General features: G+C 72.2%; 22 protein-coding genes. 7 read left to right on the forward strand and 15 right to left on the reverse strand.

Annotation, left to right across the window (positions count from 1 at the left end):
• Positions 1 to 30: 30 nt before the first annotated feature.
• From AC07DC_RS24650 to AC07DC_RS24670, 5 genes are all read right to left on the reverse strand, one after another.
• Positions 31 to 1,515, reverse strand: coding sequence for an FAD/NAD(P)-dependent oxidoreductase (locus tag AC07DC_RS24650; RefSeq protein ID WP_478916634.1), 1,485 nt, complete (start codon positions 1,513 to 1,515; stop codon positions 31 to 33).
• Between the two features lie 10 nt (positions 1,516 to 1,525).
• Positions 1,526 to 1,840 carry a (2Fe-2S)-binding protein gene (locus AC07DC_RS24655; RefSeq protein WP_478916635.1) on the reverse strand — a complete coding sequence of 105 codons (315 nt, stop codon included), beginning with the start codon at positions 1,838 to 1,840 and terminating at the stop codon, positions 1,526 to 1,528.
• Complete coding sequence (locus AC07DC_RS24660; protein ID WP_478916636.1) at positions 1,830 to 3,065, reverse strand: NAD(P)/FAD-dependent oxidoreductase; 1,236 nt, start codon at positions 3,063 to 3,065, stop codon at positions 1,830 to 1,832. Before AC07DC_RS24660 ends, AC07DC_RS24655 begins: the two co-directional genes overlap by 11 nt.
• A gap of 64 nt (positions 3,066 to 3,129) precedes the next feature.
• The gene (locus AC07DC_RS24665) at positions 3,130 to 3,528 is read right to left on the reverse strand and encodes a RidA family protein (protein WP_478916637.1); all 399 of its coding nucleotides are present in this window, start codon (positions 3,526 to 3,528) and stop codon (positions 3,130 to 3,132) included.
• Positions 3,525 to 4,640, reverse strand: coding sequence for an acyl-CoA dehydrogenase family protein (locus AC07DC_RS24670; protein ID WP_478916638.1), 1,116 nt, complete (start codon positions 4,638 to 4,640; stop codon positions 3,525 to 3,527). The genes AC07DC_RS24665 and AC07DC_RS24670 overlap by 4 nt, the downstream gene beginning before the upstream one ends.
• A gap of 99 nt (positions 4,641 to 4,739) precedes the next feature.
• Here AC07DC_RS24670 and AC07DC_RS24675 point away from each other — a divergent pair, with 99 nt between their 5' ends.
• The 4 genes from AC07DC_RS24675 (at position 4,740) to AC07DC_RS24690 (ending at position 8,217) form a co-directional block, all read left to right on the forward strand.
• Positions 4,740 to 6,371: an AMP-binding protein gene (locus tag AC07DC_RS24675; protein ID WP_478916639.1), complete on the forward strand. Its 1,632-nt coding sequence runs from the start codon at positions 4,740 to 4,742 to the stop codon at positions 6,369 to 6,371.
• Between the two features lie 49 nt (positions 6,372 to 6,420).
• Positions 6,421 to 7,242, forward strand: a complete 822-nt coding sequence (locus tag AC07DC_RS24680; protein ID WP_478916640.1) for a PaaX family transcriptional regulator — start codon at positions 6,421 to 6,423, stop codon at positions 7,240 to 7,242.
• Between the two features lie 44 nt (positions 7,243 to 7,286).
• Positions 7,287 to 7,721: a hypothetical protein gene (locus AC07DC_RS24685; RefSeq protein ID WP_478916641.1), complete on the forward strand. Its 435-nt coding sequence runs from the start codon at positions 7,287 to 7,289 to the stop codon at positions 7,719 to 7,721.
• A 97-nt stretch (positions 7,722 to 7,818) separates the two neighbouring features.
• Positions 7,819 to 8,217 (forward strand): nuclear transport factor 2 family protein, encoded by a 399-nt coding sequence (locus tag AC07DC_RS24690; protein ID WP_478916642.1) that lies wholly within the window; start codon positions 7,819 to 7,821, stop codon positions 8,215 to 8,217.
• 87 nt (positions 8,218 to 8,304) lie between these two features.
• On the opposite strand, the gene AC07DC_RS24695 is transcribed toward AC07DC_RS24690, so the two are convergent.
• From AC07DC_RS24695 to AC07DC_RS24725, 7 genes are all read right to left on the reverse strand, one after another.
• The gene (locus tag AC07DC_RS24695) at positions 8,305 to 9,516 is read right to left on the reverse strand and encodes a serine hydrolase domain-containing protein (protein WP_478916643.1); all 1,212 of its coding nucleotides are present in this window, start codon (positions 9,514 to 9,516) and stop codon (positions 8,305 to 8,307) included.
• Between the two features lie 158 nt (positions 9,517 to 9,674).
• Positions 9,675 to 11,936 (reverse strand): bifunctional salicylyl-CoA 5-hydroxylase/oxidoreductase, encoded by a 2,262-nt coding sequence (locus AC07DC_RS24700; RefSeq protein WP_478916644.1) that lies wholly within the window; start codon positions 11,934 to 11,936, stop codon positions 9,675 to 9,677.
• 2 nt (positions 11,937 to 11,938) lie between these two features.
• Positions 11,939 to 12,766, reverse strand: coding sequence for an enoyl-CoA hydratase family protein (locus AC07DC_RS24705; protein ID WP_478916645.1), 828 nt, complete (start codon positions 12,764 to 12,766; stop codon positions 11,939 to 11,941).
• Positions 12,767 to 12,856: 90 nt separating this feature from the next.
• Positions 12,857 to 13,855, reverse strand: coding sequence for an ornithine carbamoyltransferase (argF, locus tag AC07DC_RS24710; RefSeq protein ID WP_478916646.1), 999 nt, complete (start codon positions 13,853 to 13,855; stop codon positions 12,857 to 12,859).
• 90 nt (positions 13,856 to 13,945) lie between these two features.
• A complete protein-coding gene (locus AC07DC_RS24715) occupies positions 13,946 to 15,172 on the reverse strand; it encodes an arginine deiminase (RefSeq protein ID WP_478916647.1) in 1,227 nt (408 codons plus the stop codon).
• A 145-nt stretch (positions 15,173 to 15,317) separates the two neighbouring features.
• Positions 15,318 to 16,208 carry a homocysteine S-methyltransferase gene (gene mmuM, locus AC07DC_RS24720; RefSeq protein ID WP_478916648.1) on the reverse strand — a complete coding sequence of 297 codons (891 nt, stop codon included), beginning with the start codon at positions 16,206 to 16,208 and terminating at the stop codon, positions 15,318 to 15,320.
• An 80-nt stretch (positions 16,209 to 16,288) separates the two neighbouring features.
• Positions 16,289 to 17,212 carry an LLM class F420-dependent oxidoreductase gene (locus AC07DC_RS24725; protein WP_478916649.1) on the reverse strand — a complete coding sequence of 308 codons (924 nt, stop codon included), beginning with the start codon at positions 17,210 to 17,212 and terminating at the stop codon, positions 16,289 to 16,291.
• A gap of 193 nt (positions 17,213 to 17,405) precedes the next feature.
• Between AC07DC_RS24725 and AC07DC_RS24730 the strand changes: the two genes are divergently transcribed.
• Positions 17,406 to 17,639: a hypothetical protein gene (locus tag AC07DC_RS24730; protein ID WP_478916650.1), complete on the forward strand. Its 234-nt coding sequence runs from the start codon at positions 17,406 to 17,408 to the stop codon at positions 17,637 to 17,639.
• On the opposite strand, the gene AC07DC_RS24735 is transcribed toward AC07DC_RS24730, so the two are convergent.
• The 3 genes from AC07DC_RS24735 to AC07DC_RS24745 all read right to left on the reverse strand — a co-directional run bounded on the left by AC07DC_RS24735 (position 17,634) and on the right by AC07DC_RS24745 (position 19,970).
• Complete coding sequence (locus AC07DC_RS24735) at positions 17,634 to 18,080, reverse strand: DUF6099 family protein (protein WP_478916651.1); 447 nt, start codon at positions 18,078 to 18,080, stop codon at positions 17,634 to 17,636. The genes AC07DC_RS24730 and AC07DC_RS24735 overlap by 6 nt on opposite strands.
• A gap of 119 nt (positions 18,081 to 18,199) precedes the next feature.
• Positions 18,200 to 18,559, reverse strand: a complete 360-nt coding sequence (locus AC07DC_RS24740; RefSeq protein WP_478916652.1) for a nucleotide pyrophosphohydrolase — start codon at positions 18,557 to 18,559, stop codon at positions 18,200 to 18,202.
• 10 nt (positions 18,560 to 18,569) lie between these two features.
• On the reverse strand, positions 18,570 to 19,970 hold the full coding sequence (locus tag AC07DC_RS24745; protein WP_478916653.1) for an AAA family ATPase: 1,401 nt from the start codon (positions 19,968 to 19,970) through the stop codon (positions 18,570 to 18,572).
• An 89-nt stretch (positions 19,971 to 20,059) separates the two neighbouring features.
• Between AC07DC_RS24745 and AC07DC_RS24750 the strand changes: the two genes are divergently transcribed.
• Both AC07DC_RS24750 and AC07DC_RS24755 read left to right on the forward strand, forming a co-directional pair.
• Positions 20,060 to 20,449, forward strand: coding sequence for a hypothetical protein (locus tag AC07DC_RS24750; protein WP_478916654.1), 390 nt, complete (start codon positions 20,060 to 20,062; stop codon positions 20,447 to 20,449).
• 54 nt (positions 20,450 to 20,503) lie between these two features.
• A complete protein-coding gene (locus AC07DC_RS24755) occupies positions 20,504 to 21,055 on the forward strand; it encodes a DUF1697 domain-containing protein (protein WP_478916655.1) in 552 nt (183 codons plus the stop codon).
• Positions 21,056 to 21,324 lie beyond the last annotated feature (269 nt).

The following is a 21,324-nucleotide window of genomic DNA, read 5'->3' on the forward strand; positions in this document are numbered from 1 at the left end:
GAAGACCACAAGGGGCTCGCGGACGGAGTCCTACGGTTCTTCCGTGGTCACGGACGGGCCGGCCGGTTCGGACCGGACGGCTGGTCCGTACGGACCGGCCGATTCGGACAGGGCGGCCAGTGGAACGGGGCAGGAGAGCGGACGGCGGTCGGGACCAGCATCTCCGGATGAGCCGGCGCCCGCCAGGCATGCGACCGCCGGGCCGCACATCCGGCCCTGGCACCAGCCCATCCCGGCGCGGGTGAACAGCTTGACCGTGCGGACGTCGTGGGCACCGAGATCGTCGACCGCCGCGCGGACCTCCCCGGCGGAGACCTCCTCGCAACGGCAGACGTCGGTGTCGTCGCGCAGCCAGCCCGGCCAGCCGGTGCCCGGCCGGTGGGCGGCCGCCATGACGTCGGCGAAGGCCCGCAGCCGGGACCGGGTGCGGCGCAGCGCGACCGCCCGGCGGGCGTCGGGGCGTACCGCGGAGCGCAGTTCCGCCGCGATGGCGAGGGCCGCCAGTTCCCCTTCGGCGAGGGCGAGTTGGGCGCCGCCCACTCCCCCGGCCTCGCCGGCCGCCCAGACCCCGGGGACCGAGGAGCGCTGGCGGTCGTCGAGTTCGAGGGCGTGGGTGCCGTCGGGCGTGCGGCGGGTGGCGCAGCCGAGTCCGGTGGCCAGTTCCAGCTGCGGCACCAAGCCGTGGCCCACCGCGAGCGCGTCGCAGGCGATCCGCCGGCCGGTGCCCGGCACTGGACGCCAGTCGCGGGTGAGCCGCGAGACGGTGACGGCCTCCACCCGGTCGGCGCCGTGGGCCTCGGTCACCGCGCTGCGGGTCAGCGGGCGCAGGCCGTGCCGCAGCAGGGCGGCGCCGTGGACCGCGCCTTCGAGCAGCTTGCCGGGGTTGGTGGCCAGGGCCCGGGGGCTCCTCGCGTACGCGGCGTAACCCGCCGCCTCGACGACGGCGGGCACCTTCGCGCCCGCGGCGGCCAGCGAGCCGGCGACCGCCAGCAGCAGCGGGCCGCTGCCCGCGACCACGATCCGCCGTCCGGGCAGCACCAGACCGGACTTGAGCATCGCCTGCGCGCCGCCCGCGCCGACCACCCCGGGCAGCGTCCAGCCGGGGAACGGCAGCTGGCGCTCGTAGGAGCCGGTGGCCAGCAGCAACGCGCGTGACGTCACAGCAGCCCGGCCCTGCTCCGACCCGTCGGGACCGGTGACGGCGTGCGCCGTCCACTCCGTCCGACCTGCGCGTTCCACGGTCCACACATGGTGGTTGGTGAGGTGCCGGACCCGGCCGGTCCCGGTGTGCCGGTCGAGCCGTTCCACCAGCGCGGCGAAGGCGGCCCAGCCGTGGTGCAGCGCCTCGGGGCGCGCGGCGCCGAGTCCGGGCGCGGGATGGCGGTAGTACTGGCCGCCGGGGGCGGCCGCCGCGTCGAGGACGACGACGCTCAGGCCGAGGTCGGCCGCGGTCACCGCGGCGGCGAGCCCGGCGGGACCGGCGCCCACGACCGCCAGATCGTACGTCGAGGGCACGGAGAGGGGCTCAGACGGCGAGGTCGGCACGGCCGTGGCCCTCCTGGGTGGTGACGAGATCGCCCGGACGGGCCGGGACCAGGCAGGCCCGCTGGTTGGGGGCGCCGTTGACGGTGGCGAGGCAGTCGAAGCAGGAACCGATACCGCAGAAGGCGCCGCGCGGGCGGCCGTTCACCCGGGTGGTGCGCCAGGCGAGGATGCCCGCCGACCAGAGGGCCGCGGCGATGCTCTGGCCCGGCAGCGCGGACACCGCGCGGCCGTCCATGGTGATCTCGAACGACGGCTCGGGGGTGGCCCCGACCAGCTCGACGGGGTTACGCGCCATCGTGATGTCCTCTCGGGTTCGCAGGTCCTCTCGATTCCGCAGGTCCTCTCGATTCCGCGCCGGGAATCGGGTCCGCGCCAGGAAAGCGGTCGGGGCGGAACGGTGCCAGGTCGAGGGCGGGCCGCTCACCCCGGATCGCGGCGGCGAGCAGCAGCCCGGTCGCGGGGGCGAGACCGATGCCGGCGCCCTCGTGGCCGCAGGCGTGGAAGAGGCCGGGGGCGCGCGGGTCGGGCCCGATCGCGGGCAGATGGTCCGGCAGATAGGGGCGGAAGCCGTGGTAGGCGCGCATCACCCGGACGCCGGCCAGTACCGGGAAGAGGCCGGCGGCCCCGGCCGCGAGCCGGCGCAGCACCTCGACCCGCAGCGTGCGGTCGAAGCCCACCCGCTCCCGGCTGGCGCCGATGAGCACCGGCCCCGAGGGGGTGCCCTCGACCACGGGCGAGGTCTGCAGGGCGGCGGAGCCGCTGGCCACATCGGCGACGTAGTCGGCGGCGTAGACCTTGTGCCGGACGAGCCGGGGCAGCGGTTCGGTGACGAGGACGAAGCCGCGCCGGGGCATGACCGGCAGGTCCACCCCGGCCAGCGCGGCGAGTTCGCCGCCCCAGGTGCCGACCGCGTTGACCACCGCGGGCGCGGAGAGCTCACCGCGGTCGGTGCGTACGCCGCGGACCGCGCCGTCGGGGCCGGTCAGGACCGCGGTGACCTCCTCGCCGAGGCGCAGCAGCGCTCCCTCGCGCCGGGCGGCGCGCAGCAGATGGGCGGCGGCCAGGGCGGGTTGGACCTGTGCGTCCTGCGGGTAGTGGAAGGCGCCGGCGAGGCCGGGCGCCAGATGCGGTTCGAACTCGTGCAGCCGGTCCGCCGGAACCGCGGCCACGGTGACGCCGGCTGCGGCCTGCTTGGCCGCGAACGTGCTCAGAGCGCCCAGGCGGGCCTCGTCGGACGCTACGACGAGGCCGCCCTTGGACTCGAACTCGATCTCCGGTGGGAGTTCGTCGGCGAGCTCGCGCCAGAGCCTGGTGGACAGCAGCGCGAGGTCGAGTTCAGGGCCGGGCTCCTTGTCGGAGACCAGCAGATTGCCTTCACCGGCGCCCGTGGTGCCGCCCGCGACGGAGCCGCGGTCGACCACGGCGACGGAGAGTCCGGACCGGGAGGCGTAGTAGGCGCAGGCCGCGCCGACCACCCCGGCCCCGACAATGACGACGTCCAGCGAGTGTCTCGTGGGCACGTGCAGTAATATGTCACATGGCTTACGTGCTGCCAAGGCACCACGTCCGCGCACGGCCTCCGCGCTACGCCAGGACGGCGATCCCGTCGAGTTCCACCAACGCCTCCTCGTCCCACAGCCGGACCACCCCGACGACCGCCATCGCCGGGTAGTCGCGGCCCGCCAACGACCGCCACAGGCGCCCGAGTTCGGCGGCGTTCTCCCGGTAGGCGGCGACATCGGTGGTGTGGACGGTGATCCGGGCGAGGTCGGCGGGGCCGCCGCCCGCTGCGGTCAGCGCCGCCAGGAGATTGCTGAGCGCCAGCTCGAACTGGGCGGGCAGCGTGTCGCCGACGATCTTGCCCGCCTGGTCGAGGGCGGTCTGGCCGGCCAGGAAGACCAGCGTGCGGCCGGTCGCGGTGACGGCGTGGCTGAAGCCGGTGGGCGGCGACAGCTCGCCCGGGTTGATGCGCCGCAGGCTCATCGGTAGAGCTCCTTCGCGATAATGGTGCGCTGGACCTCGGTGGCACCCTCGTAGATACGCGGCGCCCGCACTTCACGGTAGAGGTGTTCGAGCAGATGGCCGCGTTCCAGGGCGCGGGCGCCATGGATCTGGACAGCGCGGTCCACGGCGAACTGCGCCGTCTCGGTCGCGTACAGCTTCGCCATCGCCGACCGCTTGGCGATGTCGGGCGCCCCGCTGTCGTACGCCTCCGCGGCGGCGTAGACGAGCAGCCGCGCGGCCTCGGTGCGGGTCGCCGTCTCGGCGAGCGCGTGGGACACGGCCTGCAGATCCTTCAGCGGTCCGCCGAAGGCCGTGCGCCCACCCGCGTGCTCGACGGCGGCGTCGAGCGCGGCCTGCGCCATACCGACGGCGAACGCTCCGACGCTGGGCCGGAAGAGATTGAGGGTGTCCATGGCGACGCGGAAGCCCCGGCCCGGCTCGCCGAGCAGATCGCCGGGGCCGACCGGGACGCCGTCGAAGACGAGCCGTCCGATGGGGTGCGGGGAGAGCATGTCCAGGTGCTCACCGGAGAGCCCCGGGCGGTCGGCGGGGACGAGGAACGCCGTCACCCCGCGCGACCCCGCGCCGGGCGTGGTGCGGGCGAAGACGGTGTAGAAGTCGGCCTGCGGAGCGTTGGAGATCCAGCACTTCTCGCCGGTCAGCCGCCATCCCGGACCGTCCGGCTCGGCGGCCAGCTCCAGCGCCGCCGCATCCGAACCGGCGGCCGGCTCCGTCAGCGCGAAGGCCGCGACGGCCCGGCCCGCCGTGACCTCCGGGATCCAGCGCGCGGCCAGCTCCGCGTTGCGCAGCACCGGGTGCGCGCCCAGCCCCTGCAGGGCGAGCGCGGTCTCGGCCTCGGTGCACTCGCGGGCCAGCGACTCCCGCAGCAGGCACAGGTCCATCGCCGACACCCGGCCGCCGGGCGGGAAGGCCCGCTCCAGCAGGCCGAGTTCGCCCAGCTCCGCGAGCAACGGGCGGTTGACCCGGCCGGGTTCGCCCGCCTCCGCCAGCGGCCGCAGCCGGCTCGCCGCGAGGGAGCGGACCTGTGCGCACCACTTCAGCTGTTCCGGGTCGAGAGCGAACGAGGACATCCGGCTCCTCCAAGCGGTATCGCGTACCGTTGACTGTCGTCAGCAACACGTTACGCTGAATTCGTCCGCTCTCAGGTGCCAACGAAGGCGGTACCGCCCATGGACCTGCTGCCATCCGCCCACGTGGACACCTTCGCGCGCGACCATCTCCCGCCGCGCGACCAGTGGCCGGAACTCGTCTTCGAGCTGCCCGCCCTGCACTACCCGGACCGGCTCAACTGCGCGGCCGAACTGCTGGCCGGCGGCAGCCCCGGCGCCCCCTGCCTGCGCACCCCCGGCGGGGAGGTCTGGTCCTACGGCGATCTGGACGCCGCCGCCGGCCGTATCGCGCACGTCCTGGCCGACGACCTGGGCGTGCGGCCCGGAAACCGGGTGCTGCTGCGCGGGCCGACCACGCCGTGGCTGGTGGCCTGCTGGTTCGCGGTGCTCAAGGCGGGTGCGGTGGCCGTGACCGTGCTGGCCGCGCAGCGCTCCGGGGAGCTCGCGACGATCTGCGACATCGCGGCCGTCCGGCACGCGCTCTGCGACCTGCGGTCGGTGGACGACCTGGCCAAGGCCGAGATCCCGGACCTGCGGATCGCCACGTACGGCGGCGAGACACCCGAGGACCTGCTGCGGCTGGCCGCCGCCAAACCCGACCGCTTCACCGACGTCGCCACTTCGTCCGACGATGTCGCGCTCATCGCCTTCACCTCGGGGACCACCGGCCGCCCCAAGGGCTGTATGCACTTCCACCGCGATGTCCTGGCCATCGCAGACACGTTCTCCGCCCAGGTGCTGCGCCCCCGCGCCGACGACGTCTTCGCGGGCAGCCCGCCGCTCGGCTTCACCTTCGGCCTCGGCGGACTGGTGATCTTCCCGATGCGGGTCGGGGCGTCCAGCGTGCTGCTGGAGCAGGCCGGACCGGAGCAGTTGCTGGCGGCCGTCGCCCCGCACCGGGTCAGCGTGCTCTTCACCGCGCCGACGGCGTACCGGGCGATGCTCGGTCACCTGAATGACCGAACCGATGCCGGGTCCCACACCTACGACGTCGCGTCGCTGCGGCGCTGCGTGTCCGCGGGCGAGAACCTGCCCGCCGCGACCTGGCAGGCCTGGTACGACCGCACCGGTCTGCGCATCATCAACGGCATCGGCGCCACCGAGCTGCTGCACATCTTCATCTCGGCCGCCGACGACGCCATCCGCCCCGGCACCACGGGCGTGCCGGTGCCCGGCTACCGCGCCCGGATCGTCGACGCCGCCGGGGAGCCGGTCCCCGACGGCGAGCCCGGCCTGCTGGCGGTGCGCGGCCCGACCGGCTGCCGCTATCTCGCCGACGAGCGCCAGACCGTCTACGTACAGGGCGGTTGGAACCTCACCGGCGACACCTACGTCCGGGAGCCGGACGGCTACTTCCGCTACGTCGCCCGCGCCGACGACATGATCATCTCGGCGGGCTACAACATCGCGAGCCCCGAGGTCGAGGAGGCACTGCTGCGCCACCCCGACGTCAGCGAGGCCGCCGTGATCGGCGTCCCCGACGAGGAGCGCGGCCAGATCGTCCGGGCCTTCGTCGTCCTGCGCGACGGCGTACCGCGCGGCGCGGCGACGGTGCGTACCCTGCGCGACTTCACCAAGGGCGTGATCGTGCCCTACAAGTGCCCGCGCGACATCGTCTTCCTGGACGCCCTGCCCCGCACGCCCACCGGGAAGCTGCAGCGCTTCCGGCTGCGCGACCTGGACGGTGGCTGACGGATGGCACCGTCCGCCCGGCGGGCGGGGCCCGGCCTAGAGTGATCACGTGACCGAGCACACCCCCAGTTCGCTGATCGTGACGTTCTTCGGCGCCTACGGGCGCGCCGAACTGAACGGCCGTGTGCCGGTCGCCGCCCTCATCCGGCTGATGGGCGCGGTGGACATCGACCCGCAGTCGGTCCGCTCGGCCGTCTCCCGGCTCAAGCGGCGCGAGCTGCTGGTCCCGGACCGGGTCGGCGGCGCCGCCGCGTACGCCCTGTCCGACGACGCCCGCCAGCTCCTCGCCGACGGCGACCGCCGCATCTACGGCGGCCCCGGCCCGGCCGCCGACGACGGCGCCTGGGTGCTCGCCGTCTTCTCCGTCCCCGAGACCGAACGGCACAAGCGGCATCTGCTGCGCTCCCGGCTGTCCCGGCTCGGCTTCGGTTCGGCCGCGCCCGGCGTATGGATAGCCCCGGCCCACGTCCAGGAGGAGGCCCGGCACACCCTGCGCCGCCTCGAACTCGACTCCTACGTCGATCTCTTCCGCGGCACGCACCTCGGTTTCGAACCGACCGCCACCGCCGTCCGCCGCTGGTGGGACCTCGACGCCATCGCCGCCCTCCACCGCACCTTCCTCGACGCCCACGAGCCGGTCCTCGACCGCTGGTCACAGCGGTCGGACGTCCCCCCGCGCGACGCTTTCCCCGACTACCTCCGCGCCCTCGACTCCTGGCGCCAACTCCCCTACGCCGACCCCGGCCTCCCCACCACCCTCCTCCCACCCAACTGGCCCGGCGCCCGCGCCTCCCAGGTCTTCACCGCCCTCCACAAACGCCTCCACGACGCGGGCGCCCTCTTCGTCCACACGGTTCCGGGGCTCTCCTGAGCGGGTCGTGGAACCACCGGGTGCCGCGGACCGTCTCCCGCCCCATGCGGACACAGGCACCACCCGGCAGGTTCACGCCCTTCGGCTCCCGCCACCGCATGGCGGCCTGGGCGCTCGCGGGAAGCTACGGAGCGCTCGCGGGCTGCCTCGCCGCCTATCTGGTCCTGCTGGCGCCGGTCTCGTGCCATGCGGGGACGGGCCCGGGGCCCGACCTCCTGCGGCTGTTCGTCCACACCCCGGCGATCCTGATCGCGGCCGTCGCGACCGCGCTCGGCACCTTCGCCCTGGCGGTGCGGATCACCCTCTCCTCGCACCTGGCCGTCCGGCTGACCGTGCCGCCGTTGTTGCTGTTCACGGCGCTCGCGGTACTCGTCTGGGCCGACTTCGCGTGGTTCGGAGCGGTCGCCGGGGTACCCAACCCCGGGCTCTGCCCGGCGAACAACGTCCCGCCGTGGTGGCCGCACTGGATACCGGCCTGATCCCCGGCGCCAGGGCAGGCCGGATGGAGCTGCGCCACGCTGCGCGCAGCGCTCATGTTGACGGTGCCACCCCGATCGACGGGTGCATGATGAAGGCATGAGCGACCGCGGCGAATTTCTGGCGTGGGTCAAGACCGCCCTCTACGAGGCGGAGCTTGCGCTGCACAACGGCGATGCGGGTCCCCGCCGGGCGCTCTGGTCACGCAATGAGCCCGTCAGCGTCCTCGGGGCGTGGCGGAACGCCAATGGCCTGCGGGAACTCGACGAGCTCTTCACCTCGCTCGGGAACAGTTTCTCCGACTGCACGTCGTACGCGTTCGAGCTGCAGGCGTACGACGTTCTCGGCGACATGGCCTACACGGCCGGCCTGGAGCACACCTCCACGTACGTCGACGGACAGCCGCGCACCTACACCTTGCGGGCCACGCAGGTGTACCGCCGCGAGGGCGGCGAGTGGCGGGTGGCGCACCGTCATGGCGACACCGTGACCGAGTGACGGAGGCGATTCGGCTCCGGGACGCAGAGTGAGCGCGGTACCCGGCCAGAACGGCCGGGTACCGCGCTCGGTCACGCTGCGCCGCGGTCAGCCCTCGGCCGGGAGCTCGTAGACGTTCTTCGGGGTGATGATGGAGGTGATCGCCTTCGCGAAGAGAGTGCTCGGCTCGAAGCCGTCGTGCAGGATGTCCGTGTTGAGCAGGATCACCATGGTGGCGTCCTGCTTGGGCAGGTACATCGTCACGCTCTCGTAGCCCGGCAGCGAGCCGTTGTGCCCGATCCAGCCATGGGTGTTGAAGAGGCCCAGACCGTAACCCGCCCCGTCGAATCCGGGTACGGGAATGAACTTCTCCCGCTGCGCCTGGGTGGCCGGGGAGAGCAGCGTGCCGGTGGCGACCACTTTGGCCCAGTGGTGCAGATCGTGCAGGTCGGAGATCATCGCGCCGGCCGCCCAGCCCCAGCTCGGGTTCCAGTCCGTCGTGTCGGCGATCTCACCGGTCAGCGTCTGATCCGTGTACCCGTGCGCGTGCGGCAACGGGAACTCGGCGCCCTTCGGGAACAGCGTGTGGTTCAGGTGGGCCGGCCCGGTGACCCGCTGGTGGATGAAGTCGGCGAGCGGCATCTTGCCGAACTTCTCCACGAGCAGGCCGAGCAGAATGTAGTTGGTGTTGGAGTACTGGAACTCCGTACCCGGGGCGAAGACGTTCGGGTGGCGGAAGGCGTAGTCCAGCAGTTCCTGCGGGGTGAACGGGCGGGTCGGGTCGCTGAGCAGGGCCTGGACGAAGTCCGGGTCGGCGCTGTACGAGAACAGGCCGCTGCGCATCTCCAGCATCTGGCGGACCGTGATGTGTTCGCCGTCGGGCACGCCGTGAATGTAGGTGGAGATCGGCTTGTCCAGCCCGACCAGCCCCTTGTCGACCAGCTCCAGAACGGCGGTGGCGGTGAACGTCTTGGTCTCGCTGCCGATCCGCATGTTGAGGTCGGGCCTCATCGGCGCGCCGGTCGCCTTGTCGGCCACCCCCGTCGACCGGATGTAGGTGCCACGGCCGGGCATCCACAGACCGACGGTCACGCCGGGGACGCCGGTTTCCTTGCGGGTGTCCTCGATCGCCTTGTTGAGGCGGGCCACGAGCGCGGGATCCAGGCCATGGGGCGGGCAGTCGTCGGCGGACGGGTCGGTGAGGGTGACCGCGGCCGTCGGCGGGGCGGCCTGGGCCGGGGCCGAGGCCAGGTTGAGCGGAATCAGGGTGGACAGGACGAGCACGGCGGTGGCGAGTCGGCGAGCGGGAGCACGACGCATGGTGGGATGTCTCTTCCAGGAGTGTGGGGACCTTCCGAGCCCAAGATCACACTTTTCCCGGTATCAGACCTTTGTCCGGCGTACACCGCCCGGCGAGTCCACCCGTACGGACCCGGCGCCGTGGGACCGACCGCACTGCGAGCAGGGCATGCGACGCCTCAGAGCGTCAGCCGGGGCTTCGGGGCGTCCGTGCGGCCGCTCGGCGGGCGGCGGCTGCCCGCCGCGTAAGGCTGCGGCCAGTCGGCGGCGGGGCCGCTGTAGTTCTGCTCGGCGGCGGCGTGCAGGGTCCAGTTCGGGTCGTACAGGTGGGGGCGGGCCAGCGCGCAGAGGTCGGTGCGGCCGGCCAGCAGGAGGGAGTTCACGTCGTCCCAGGAGGAGATGGCGCCGACGGTGATGACGGGTACGCCGAGCTCGTTGCGGATGCGGTCGGCGTACGGCGTCTGGTACGAGCGCCCGTACCGGGGGCGCTCGTCGGCGACGACCTGGCCGGTGGAGACGTCGATGGCGTCGGCCCCGTGGGCGGTGAAGGCGCGGGCGATGGCCACGGCATCGTCCTCGGTGGTGCCGCCCGGCGCCCAGTCGGTGGCGGAGATACGGACGGTCATCGGACGGTCCCGCGGCCAGACGGCCCGGACCGCGTCGAAGACCTCCAGCGGGTAGCGGAGCCGCCCTTCGAGGTCGCCGCCGTAGGCGTCGGTGCGGTGGTTGGTGAGCGGGGAGAGGAAGGACGAGAGCAGATAGCCGTGGGCGCAGTGCAGTTCGAGCAGGTCGAAGCCCGCGCGGGCGCCGCGCGTGGCGGCCGCGGTGAACTGTTCGCGGATTTCGGCGAGACCGGCGTCGTCGAGCTCGCGCGGCACCTGGTTGACGCCCGGCCGGTAGGAGAGCGGGGAGGGGGCGACGAGCGGCCAGTTTCCGTCCGGGAGCGGTTGGTCCATGCCCTCCCACATGAGGCGGGTGGAGCCTTTGCGCCCGCTGTGGCCGAGTTGGAGTCCGATCGCGGCGGAGGACTGCGCGTGGGCGAAGTCGGTGACACGCCGCCAGGCCGTCTCGTGCTCGTCGGTGTACAGGCCGGTGCAGCCGGGTGTGATGCGGCCGTGCGGGCTGACGCACACCATCTCGGTCATGACGAGGCCGGCGCCGCCGAGGGCCCGCGCCCCGAGGTGGACAAGGTGGAAGTCGCCGGGCGTGCCGTCCACGGCCGAGTACATGTCCATCGGCGAGACGACGACCCGGTTGCGCAGGGTGAGTCCGCCGAGCCGGAAGGGGGTGAACATCGGCGGGGTGGCAGGCTCGGTGCCGAAGTCCCGTTCCACGGCGTCCGTGAAGCCCTGGTCGCGCAGCCGCAGATTGTCGTGGGTGACGCGGCGGCTGCGGGTGAGCAGGTTGAAGGCGAACTGCAGCGGCGGCTGGCCGGTGTACTGCGCGACCTGCTCGAACCATTCGAGGCTGGCGCGGGCGGCGCGCTGGGTGCTCTCGACGACGGGCCTGCGCTCGGTTTCGTACGCGGTCAGCGCGGCCGGCACGTCCGGCTGCTCCTGCAGGCAGGCGGCGAGCGCGAGAGCGTCCTCCATGGCGAGCTTGGTGCCGGAGCCGATGGAGAAGTGCGCGGTGTGGGCCGCGTCGCCGAGCAGTACGGTCCGCCCGTGCCACCACCGCTCGTTGACGACGGTCGTGAACGCGCCCCAGCGTGAGCGGTTGCCGTGCAGCGCGTGGCCGTCCAGGGAGCGGGCGAAGAGCTTCTCGCAGCGGGCGATCGACTCCGCCTCGTCGAGCCGGTCGAACCCCGCGCGCAGCCACACGTCCTCCCGCATCTCGACGATGAACGTGCTGGCGCCGTCGCGGTACGGGTACGCGTGCGCCTGCATGACGCCGTACTCGGTCTCGGCGATCTCGAAGCGGAAGGCGTTCAGGGGGAGGTCGCTGCCGAGCCAGATGTAGCGGCAGCGGTGGCCGGTCAGCCGCGGCCGGAAGACATCGGCGTGCGCGGCGCGGGTCGTGCTGTTGGCGCCGTCCGCGGCGATGACGAGGTCGTGGCTCGCGGCCAGTTCCGCGGCGGCGGGAGCGGTCTCGCGCAGCTGCAGCCCGACGCCGAGATCGCGGCACCGCTGGTGCAGGATCGTCAGCAGCCGGCGCCGGTCGAGGGCGGCGAAGCCGTGCCCGCCGGAGGTGACGACCTCGCCGCGGTAGTGCACGTCGATGTCGTCCCAGCGGGTGAACTCCGCCTGCAGGGCGCGGAAGACGACCGGGTCCGCGTGCTCGATGCCGCCGAGGGTCTCGTCGGACAGGACGACGCCGAAGCCGAAGGTGTCGTCGGGGGCGCCGCGTTCCCAGACGGTGATGTCGCGCGCGGGGTCGAGGCGCTTGAGCAGGGCGGCCGCGTACAGCCCGCCCGGTCCGCCGCCGATGACCGCGATCCGCATGGCTAGCGCCCCTCCCAGCGGGGCGGGCGCTTCGCGGTGAACGCGGCGTGGAATTCGGCATAGTCGGCGCTGGTCATGAGCAGCGCCTGCGCGGCGGCGTCCATCTCGACGGCGGCCGCCAGTGGCATGTCGAGTTCGGCGGTGAGCAGCGCCTTGGTCTGCTGGTAGGCCAGCGAGGGGCCGGCGGCGAGCCGCTCGGCGAGCGCGGCGGCCACGGCGTCGGCCTGTCCGTCGGCCGCGGTCTGGCTGACGAGGCCGATGCGCTCGGCCTCGGCCGCGTCGACGGTCTCGCCGAGCATCAGCAGCCGGGTGGCGTGACCGAGCCCGACCATGCGGGGCAGGAGGTATGCCGCTCCCATGTCGGCCCCCGCGAGCCCGACCCGGGTGAAGAGGAACGCGAACCGGGCGTTGGGCTCGACGATCCTGAAGTCGGCGGCCAGGGCGAGCACGGCGCCCGCGCCCGCGGCGATGCCGTGCACGGCGGCGATGACGGGGAACGGCGCTTCGCGGATCGCCCGCACGACCTGGCCCGTCATGCGGTTGAAGCCCAGCAGCTCGCCCGCGCCCATGGCGAGGGTGGCGCCGATGATCTCGTCCACGTCGCCGCCGGAGCAGAAGCCGCGGCCGGCGCCGGCCAGCACCAACACCCGGGTCTCCCCGTCGTGTGCCAGCTCGGCGAGCAGATCGCGCAGGTCGGCGTAGGAGCCGAAGGTCAGGGCGTTCAGCTTGTCGGGGCGGTCGAGGGTGACGGTGACGACACCACCGGCGCGCTCCACCCGCAGGTGTTTCCACTGGCCGGTGGGGCTCGCTGAGCTCGGATAGGGACTCATGGCACGTCCTCCATGGCGGGGGGAGGGGGTGCGGACGCCCGCAGAGCGAAGTTATCACTCATCTGTGACCGCCGTCACGAGTGCGAGATATCAGGCCAGCGTGGCCACCAGGATCGCCTTGATGGTGTGCATCCGGTTCTCCGCCTGGTCGAACACGACGGAGTGCGCGGACTCGAAGACCTCGTCGGTGACCTCGAGCGACGTCAGACCGTGCCGCTCGTAGATCTCCTGGCCGATCTTCGTCCCGAGGTCGTGGAAGGCCGGCAGGCAGTGCAGGAACTTCACGTCGGCGTTGCCACTGGCGCGCAGCACGTCCATGGTCACCGCATACGGGCCGAGCAGGGCGATCCGCTCGTCCCACACCTCCTTGGGCTCCCCCATCGACACCCAGACGTCGGTGTGGATGTAGTCCACACCGCGCACGCCCTCGGCCACGTCCTCGGTGAGCGTGAGGCGCGCGCCGGTGCTCTCCGCGAGCCGGCGGGCCTCGGCGACCACCGATTCGTGCGGCCACAGCTGCCGGGGCGCGACGATCCGTACGTCCATGCCGAGCAGCGCGCCGGTGACGAGCAGCGAGTTCCCCATGTTGTAGCGGGCGTCGCCGAGGTAGGCGTAGGCGGTCTCGCCCACCGGCTTGTCGGTGTGCTCGGACATCGTGAGCACATCGGCGAGCATCTGGGTCGGGTGCCACTCGTCGGTGAGACCGTTCCAGACCGGCACGCCCGCGTACTGCGCGAGCTCTTCGACGATCACCTGTCCGGCGCCCCGGTACTCAATGCCGTCGAACATCCGCCCGAGCACCCGCGCTGTGTCCTTGGCGGACTCCTTGTGCCCTATCTGCGAGCCGGAGGGGTCGAGGTATGTGGTGCTCGCCCCCTGGTCGGCGGCCGCGACCTCGAACGAGCAGCGGGTCCTGGTCGAGGTCTTCTCGAAGACCAGCGCGATGTTCTTCCCGACCAGCCGCCGAACCTCGGTGCCCGCCCGCTTGGCCGCCTTCAGCTCGGCCGCCAGCTCCACCAGGTGGTGGAACTCCTCGGGGCTGAAATCCAGCTCCTTGAGGAAATGACGGCCTTTGAGGTCGATGGCCATGGGGACTCCTAGGTAGCGGCAAGGGGAGGACCTTGGAAGTCTATACGATCAATGACATGTTTATACAGATCTACCGGCCCGCCTCTCCGCTCACTGAACCGCGTCTCTTTCGATGGGGCAGCTCATACAGCGCGGGCCACCGCGGCCCCGGCCCAGCTCGCTCCCCGGGATCTCGATCACCTCGATCCCGCGTTTGCGCAGGAAGGTGTTGGTCGTGACGTTCCGCTCGTAGGCCACCACCACCCCCGGCTCGACGGCGAGCACATTGCACCCGTCGTCCCACTGCTCGCGCTCCGCCGAGTGCACGTCCTGCGTCGCGCTGAGCACCTGGATGTCGTCCAGGCCCAGCGCCGCCGCGATCGCGCGGTTCATGTGCTCCGCCGGATGATCGGTGACCTTCAGGTCCCGGTCCCCCGCTCCCGGCTCGATCGAGTACGAGCGCAGCATCCCCAGCCCGGCGTACTTGGTGAAGGTGTCGCCGTCCACCATGGTCATCACGGTGTCCAGGTGCATGAACGCCCGCTTCTTGGGCATGTCCAGGGCCACGATCGTGCGCGCGGAACCCGCCGCGAACAGGCCCTGCGCGAGCATTTCCACCGCCTGCGGGGTCGTTCTCTCGCTCATCCCGATGAGCACCGCCCCATTGCCGATGACCAGGACGTCACCACCCTCGATGGTGGACGGATAGTCCGCCTGCCCCTCCGACCAGATGTGGAAGCCGCCACCGGCGAACAGCGGATGGTGCTGGTAGATCGCCTCGAAGTGCACGGTCTCGCGCTGGCGGGCCGGCCAGCGCATCGCGTTGATGCTGACCCCGTCGTAGACCCAGGCCGAGGTGTCCCGGGTGAAGATGTGGTTCGGCAGCGGATTGAGCAGGAAATCGTCCAGGCGCTTGGCGTGGAAGAGCACCGAGGTGGGTTCGGCGAACCGCTCGAGGAACTCCCGCTTGGTCATCCCGCCGACCAGTGCCTCGACCAGGTCGGGCACGGGCAGCTCGTCGAACGACGCGCGCAGATGGCCGGTGGCCATCGGCCCGTACTCCTTCTCGTCGAAGACCCGGTCCAGCACCAGAGCCCGCGCCTCCGGCACCGCCAGCGCCTCCCGCAACAGGTCGCCGAAGAGGTGGACCTCGACCCCGCGGTCGCGCAGCACATCCGCGAAACCGTCGTGCTCCGCGCGCGCCCGGCGCACCCACAACAGGTCGTCGAAGAGCAGCGCGTCCTTGTTGGACGGGGTGAGCCGCTTCAGTTCAAGGTCGGGTCGATGAAGGATGACGCGGCGCAGCCGCCCGGCCTCGGAATCCACGTGAAAGCCCATGGACACAGTCCTTCCCCTCTCACAGACGCATCGCACACCCCATGCACACCCGGTACCGGATGGACGTGTGGAGCGGATCTACGGTGGCAGGGCCGGTGGCCCGGCCCGGTGTCCGGCAGGCGCCGGGCGCGTGCCCGGCAGGGTGTCACACCTCCTGACGCATCACCTCCGCCAGCGCGGAGATCTGATCCGGCCCGACCCGGCAGCAGCCGCCGATCAGCCGGGCGCCCGCGGTCTGCCAGTCCCGGACCCGCGAAGCCTCGAACGTCACCGCGCCCTGCCACTTCCGCGCCTGCGCGTCCCACTCCTCGCCGCTGTTCGGATAGACGACGACGGGCTTTCCGGACACCTCCGCGGCGAGCGCCACGGCGCGGTCCGCGTCCCGCGGGGCGCAGCAGTTGACGCCGACCGCGACCACCTCGTCCCGCGCGGCGGCCAGCGCGAAGGCCTCCTCCAGCGGCTGTCCGGCGCGGGTCCGGTCGCCCTCGATGCTGAACGAGAGCCAGACCGGCACGCCGATCCCCTCGACCGCGCGCAGCAGTGCCTCCGCCTCGTCCGTGTCCGGCACCGTCTCCAGGGCGAGCAGATCGGGGCCGGCCGCGGCCAGCGTCTCGATCCGCGGCCGGTGGAAGCGCTCCAGCTCCCGCACGCTCAACCCGTACCGGCCCCGGTATTCGCTGCCGTCCGCCAGCATCGCCCCGTACGGACCGACGGACGCCGCCACCAGCACGCCGGCGCGACCGCCCGCGGCGCTCCGCGCCAGCTCGACGCTGCGCCGCAGCAGCGCCGACGCCTCCTCCCGTCCCGTCCCCCGGCGGGCGAAGCCCTCGTAGGTCGCCTGGTAACTGGAGGTGATGAGCACCTGCGCGCCCGCCCGGACATAGGCCGCGTGCGCCGCCTCGATCTGCTCGGGCGCATCGGCCAGCAGCCGGGCGGACCAGAGCGGATCGGACAGATCACAGCCCTGGGCGGCGAGTTGGTTGGACAGCCCGCCGTCCAGGACGAGCGGGGTGCCCAGCGTCAGGTCGGGCAGCATGGCGGTTGCTCCTTGGATCGGTACGGGTTCGGAACGGGCAGGGATCGTGGTCAAGGTTTCGGACTCGTTGTTTCAGTGGGTCAGGTCAGTTGGGACTGGACCTCGGCGGAGATCAGTTCCAGCTGGTCCAGATCGCCGAGGTCGAGGATCTGGAGGTAGAAGCGGGTCGAGCCGGTCGCCGCGTACTGGCCGATCCTGTCGATCACCTCGGCCGGGGACCCGGCCAGTCCGTTGGCCTTCAGCTCGTCGACCTCCCGGCCGATGGCCGCCGCACGGCGCGCGACCTCGGCGTCGTTCCTGCCGACGCAGACGACCAGGGCGTTGGAGTACACCAGCTCGTCCTCCTTCCGACCCTCCGCCTCGGCCGCCTCGCGCACCCGGCCGAACTGCCGCCTACTGTCCTCGACGGACGCGAACGGGATGTTGAACTCGTCCGCGTACCGGGCGGCCAGGGCCGGAGTCCGCTTGGCGCCGTGCCCGCCGATCAGCACCGGGATCTTCGCCTGGACCGGCTTGGGCAGCGCGGGCGAATCCTTGAGCTGGTAGTACTTCCCGTCGAAGTCGAAGGTCTCACCGGCGGGTGTGGCCCACAGGCCGGTCACGATCGCCAACTGCTCCTCCAGTCGGCCGAACTTCTCCTTCGGGAACGGGATGCCGTATGCGGTGTGCTCCCTCTCGTACCAGCCGGCCCCCAGACCCAGTTCGACGCGCCCGCCCGACATCTGGTCCACCTGGGCGACCTGGATGGCCAGGACACCGGGCAGCCGGAAGGTGCCGGCCGTCATCAGGGTGCCGAGCCTGATGCGGCTGGTCTCGCGGGCCAGCCCGGCAAGAGTGATCCAGGCGTCCGTCGGGCCGGGCAGCCCGTCTCCGCCGCCCATGCTCACGTAGTGGTCCGAGCGGTAGAAGGCGTCGAATCCGAGCTCCTCGGTGGCCTTGGCGACCGTGAGGAGGGTGTCGTAGGTGGCCCCCTGCTGGGGCTCGGTGAAAATACGAAGATCCATGCCTCCCATCCTCCACGCCGGACCGCCTCGCACGTCAACCACGCGTTACGGCGCCACCGATCTTGTGCACCGGCGGGTGAATATCCACCCCATCGCCTCCCCACGGGGCACGGCCGCAGTGACCGCCGCATCCCGTGATCGTTGGCTCGGGGCGGAGTCGGAACGCCCGGCCCCCGGGCCCCAGGAGGCCGCCATGTCCCAGAAGACCGTGCCCGAACAGGAAGCCGGGGCACATCCGCCGGCCGCCGCTCCCGAAGGTCTGCTGCAGCAGATGGAGGAGCTGATGGCCTCTCTCGACGCCGACCTCGCCGACCTCGACGCCGATCTGCAGTCTTCAGGTCTGCAGCCTTCGGGTCTGCAGTCCTCGCGTCTGCAGCCTTCTGGCGGGGGCAGCCTCGTCCAGGGCAGGCCGGACCCCGTTTCATGAGCCGAGCGCGCCGAGCAGCGCGCAGACGCGGTCCTTGGAGTCCTCGGCGGCGTCCACCGCATCGATGCACTGCCAGTACACCGCCTCGTCCTCCGCGGAACAGGCCACTCCCACGAGGGCCGCGCACAGCTGCGACAGCAGGTCCCGCAACTCCGTCAGCGCACGGGCCGGCTCCCGCACGCCGGTGAGTATCGCCGCCCGGACGGTGTCCGTCCGGGCACCTGGGAGGCCCGAGAGCCCCGCCGGTCCGCAGGCCGGGCCGCCCGCCTCGCACACCGAGTAGCCGGCGGCCCGCAGTTCCGGCGGCCCGTGCAGGGCGAGATGGCCGCCCACCGCCTCCGCGAGTGCCTGTGCCTGCCACGCCTCCGTGATCAGGTCCTGGACCTGCCACGCCTGTTCGAGCGCGTGCCGGGTCGCCAGGATGAGCCGTACCGCGTCCATGATGTCCTCCCCCTGCCGCTGCGAGCCACCGACCTGTTACCCAGAGTGACGGTCGGTGGCCGCGAGCGGAAGGGGGGTCCCGGCGCCTGTGGATTACCCGCCGGTTGTGGATATCCCGGTCACCCGGTCGAGTGAAGAGTCCCCGGCCCTTCGTCCCCCGCCGGCGTCGGGAAGCGCGATTCATTACGGTCGATCTTCGCCGCGAGCGCCTTCAGTACGTCGATCTCCAGCACCGCGCAGAACTGCAGCAGATACGCCAGGACGTCCGCCACCTCGTCCTCCACGCGGTGCGCGGTCCCGGCGTCCTCCATCACCCGGCCCGCCTCCTCCGGGGTCATCCACTGGAAGATCTCCAGCAGTTCGGACGCCTCGACGCTCAACGCCGCGGCCAGGTTCTTGGGTACGTGGTACTGCTGCCAGCGCCTGGCCGCCGCGAAGGCGGTCAGACGGCGCTGCAGCGCCTGCAGATCCTCACTCATCCGCCAAGATCTACCGCATCGTCGGCGCCGACCGCGCGGGCACCCGCTCCCCCGGCTCCGTCCCCGGCTCCGTCCCCGGCTCCGTCCCGGGCCCGGTTTCAGGCTTCGCCCCGGATTCGTCACCCACCGGCCGCGCCGACCCCACCGGCCGCGCCGACCCCACCGTCCCCGACGTCCCCGCCATCCCCGACGTCCCCGCCTCCGCCTCTCCCGGCTCCGGACGCCGCGGACGGACGAAGTCGATGACCGACACCCCGCCCAACCCCTCGGCGACCGAAGCGTCGTGCACCGATCCCAGCAGCCGGATGTGGCCACGCTCGGCCGCCATGCCCGCCAGGGAGAGCAGCTCACGGGACTGCCGGCGGTCCACCCCCAGGTCGAGGCCGTCGCTGAGCACCGTCAGCACCTGGGCGGCCGGCAGGAGTTCGGCGCTCGTGTCGACCGCCAGCACCCCAGGCCCGGTGAGCAGGACCAACGCGATGGCCAGGAACCGCAGTTCCCCGTCCCCCAGCCGGTCCACCGGCACCAGCCCCAGCGGCCCGCGGTCCACGGCCGCGATCACCGACCGCAGTTCGGCACCGCGATCGGCCCCGGCCGGGCGGGAGCGCAGAACGGTCAGCCCGTCGACCGGCGGGCTGCAGACCTCCCGCATGGCCCGCACCAGCGCCGCATGCCGCGTACGGCACTCCCCCTCGGTCCTGGCCAGGACCGCCGAGAGGTTCTCGCAGCCGCGACGGAGCATCCCGTCCCCGATGTCCACCGGCGCCCGCATGGTCTCCGGCCGGGGGTCCACCGGGAACACCCCGCGTAACGCCAGCACCAGTTGTTCCACCGCCGCCAGCACCAACCGCTGGCCCTCGGTGCGACCCGCCACCCGCAGCGGCAGCAGCGCCGTCGCCAACAGGTCGTCGGGGAGCGGCGCGCGGGTGACGGGTACCAACCCCGCCGTGTGCCAGGCCGCCTGGACGGTGCGCCGTTCCGGGTCGCGCAGCGCGGTGGTCAGCAGCGTCTCCCCGGCGCCGGTCAACCGCTCGCCGACGATGCGCAGTTCGGGCTCGGCCTGTACGGCCACATCCAGCCGGACCGGCCCGACGGGGCCGGTGACCGTGCAGCCGATCCGGAATCCGCGCCGCCCTTCGGCGTCCGGCTGCGCGCCCTGCGGCACACAGGCCGCGGCCCCGCCGCGCACGCTCCCCGGCACTTCCCCCGACCCGTCGAACACCTCGCTCAGTGTCTCCCCGCCGGCCAGTCGCCCCAGCGCGGTCAGCGCCTCCATGACGCTCGATTTCCCGGTCCCGCTGGCGCCCGCGAGCAGGGTGAGCGGACCCAGTGCGAAGCTCGCGCCCCGGTGCGACTTGAAGGCGGACAACCGCAGTTCGGTGACAGCGGGACGCTCACTCGTGAGGTTCATATCCGCGAACGTAGCCAGCGCCACCCCTGCCGAACCGTTACGTCAGCCCCGGCGTCCTCCGAACGGGCGAAGCCCGGCAGGATGACGGTATGGAGATCAAGGATTCCGGCCCCGAAGCGGGCATCGATCTGACCTCGTACGGCAGCCATGGCGTGCGCCACGTGAGTATCCACCGAAACCCCGGCTCCGGCTCCGGGTCGGCCGTGGTCGCGGTGAGCCTCATGCACCTGGCCCCCGGCGGCCGCCTCGGCCGGCACGAGGCGACGATCCCACAGGCACTGACCGTGGTCGCGGGCGACGGCTGGGTGAGCGGCGCGGACGGCAGAGCGGTTCCGATCACCACGGGCCGGACCGCCTGCTGGGCAGCCGGTGAGGACCATGAGACCTGGACCGACACCGGCCTCACGGCCGTGGTCGTCGAAGCGGCCGAACCCCATCCCACAGGCCTGCTCGGGCGCGCCCCGGTCACCGGAGCCTGAGGTCTGAGTCTGAGGTCTGAGGCATTGTCCGAGCCCTGGTCTACGGTGGGCCGCGTGACGAGCTATGTGGCGCTGCTCCGCGGGATCAATGTGGGCGGCAAGAACAAGGTGCCGATGCAGACCCTGCGCGAGCTGCTGGCCGGGCTGGACTGTACGGACGTCAGGACTCATCTCCAGAGCGGCAACGCCGTCTTCGGCCACCTCCGGGCCGACCCGGCCGAGCTGGCCACCGCCCTGGAGGCGCGCATCAGCGAGGAGCTGGGGCTCACCATCCGCTGCCTCGTGCGGGACGGTGCCGACCTCCAGCGGGTGGTCGACGACAATCCGTTCGACATGGACGGCGTCGAGCCGTCCCGGTTCCTGGTGACCTTCCTGTCCGGCCCGCCGGAGGAGAAGCGGCTGACCGCCATCGACCCCGCGGCCTACACGCCGGAGGAGTTCCGGCTCGCCGACCCCAAGGCCCCGACCGAGATCTATCTGCACCTGCCGACCGGCATCCAGAAGTCCCGGCTCGCCCTGCTGTTCACCGACAAGAAACTGGGGGTGACCGCAACGGCCCGCAACTGGAACACCGTGCTCAAGCTCGCCGCGATGGCCACGGAGTAGACCCCGGCCCTGTCCGAGCACGGCTGGTCCGGTACCTCTGTGCGCATTCGTACCGATTCACCGGACATTCTGCTCAATACACCCGAGTCGCTGGAGGCCATGCTCATCGGCGTGAAGACCGACCACGCCCACCTGCTGGGCGGTATTCGGGCGGTCGTCGACGACGAGGTGCACGCCTTCGCGGGCGACGACCGAGGGTGGCGAGGCCGTCCTCGTCCTCCCGGACGTCGACCACCGCGCGGTACACGGACTGAAGTTCTCGGCCGCCC

Source organism: Streptomyces sp. NPDC045021 (genome assembly GCF_056432645.1).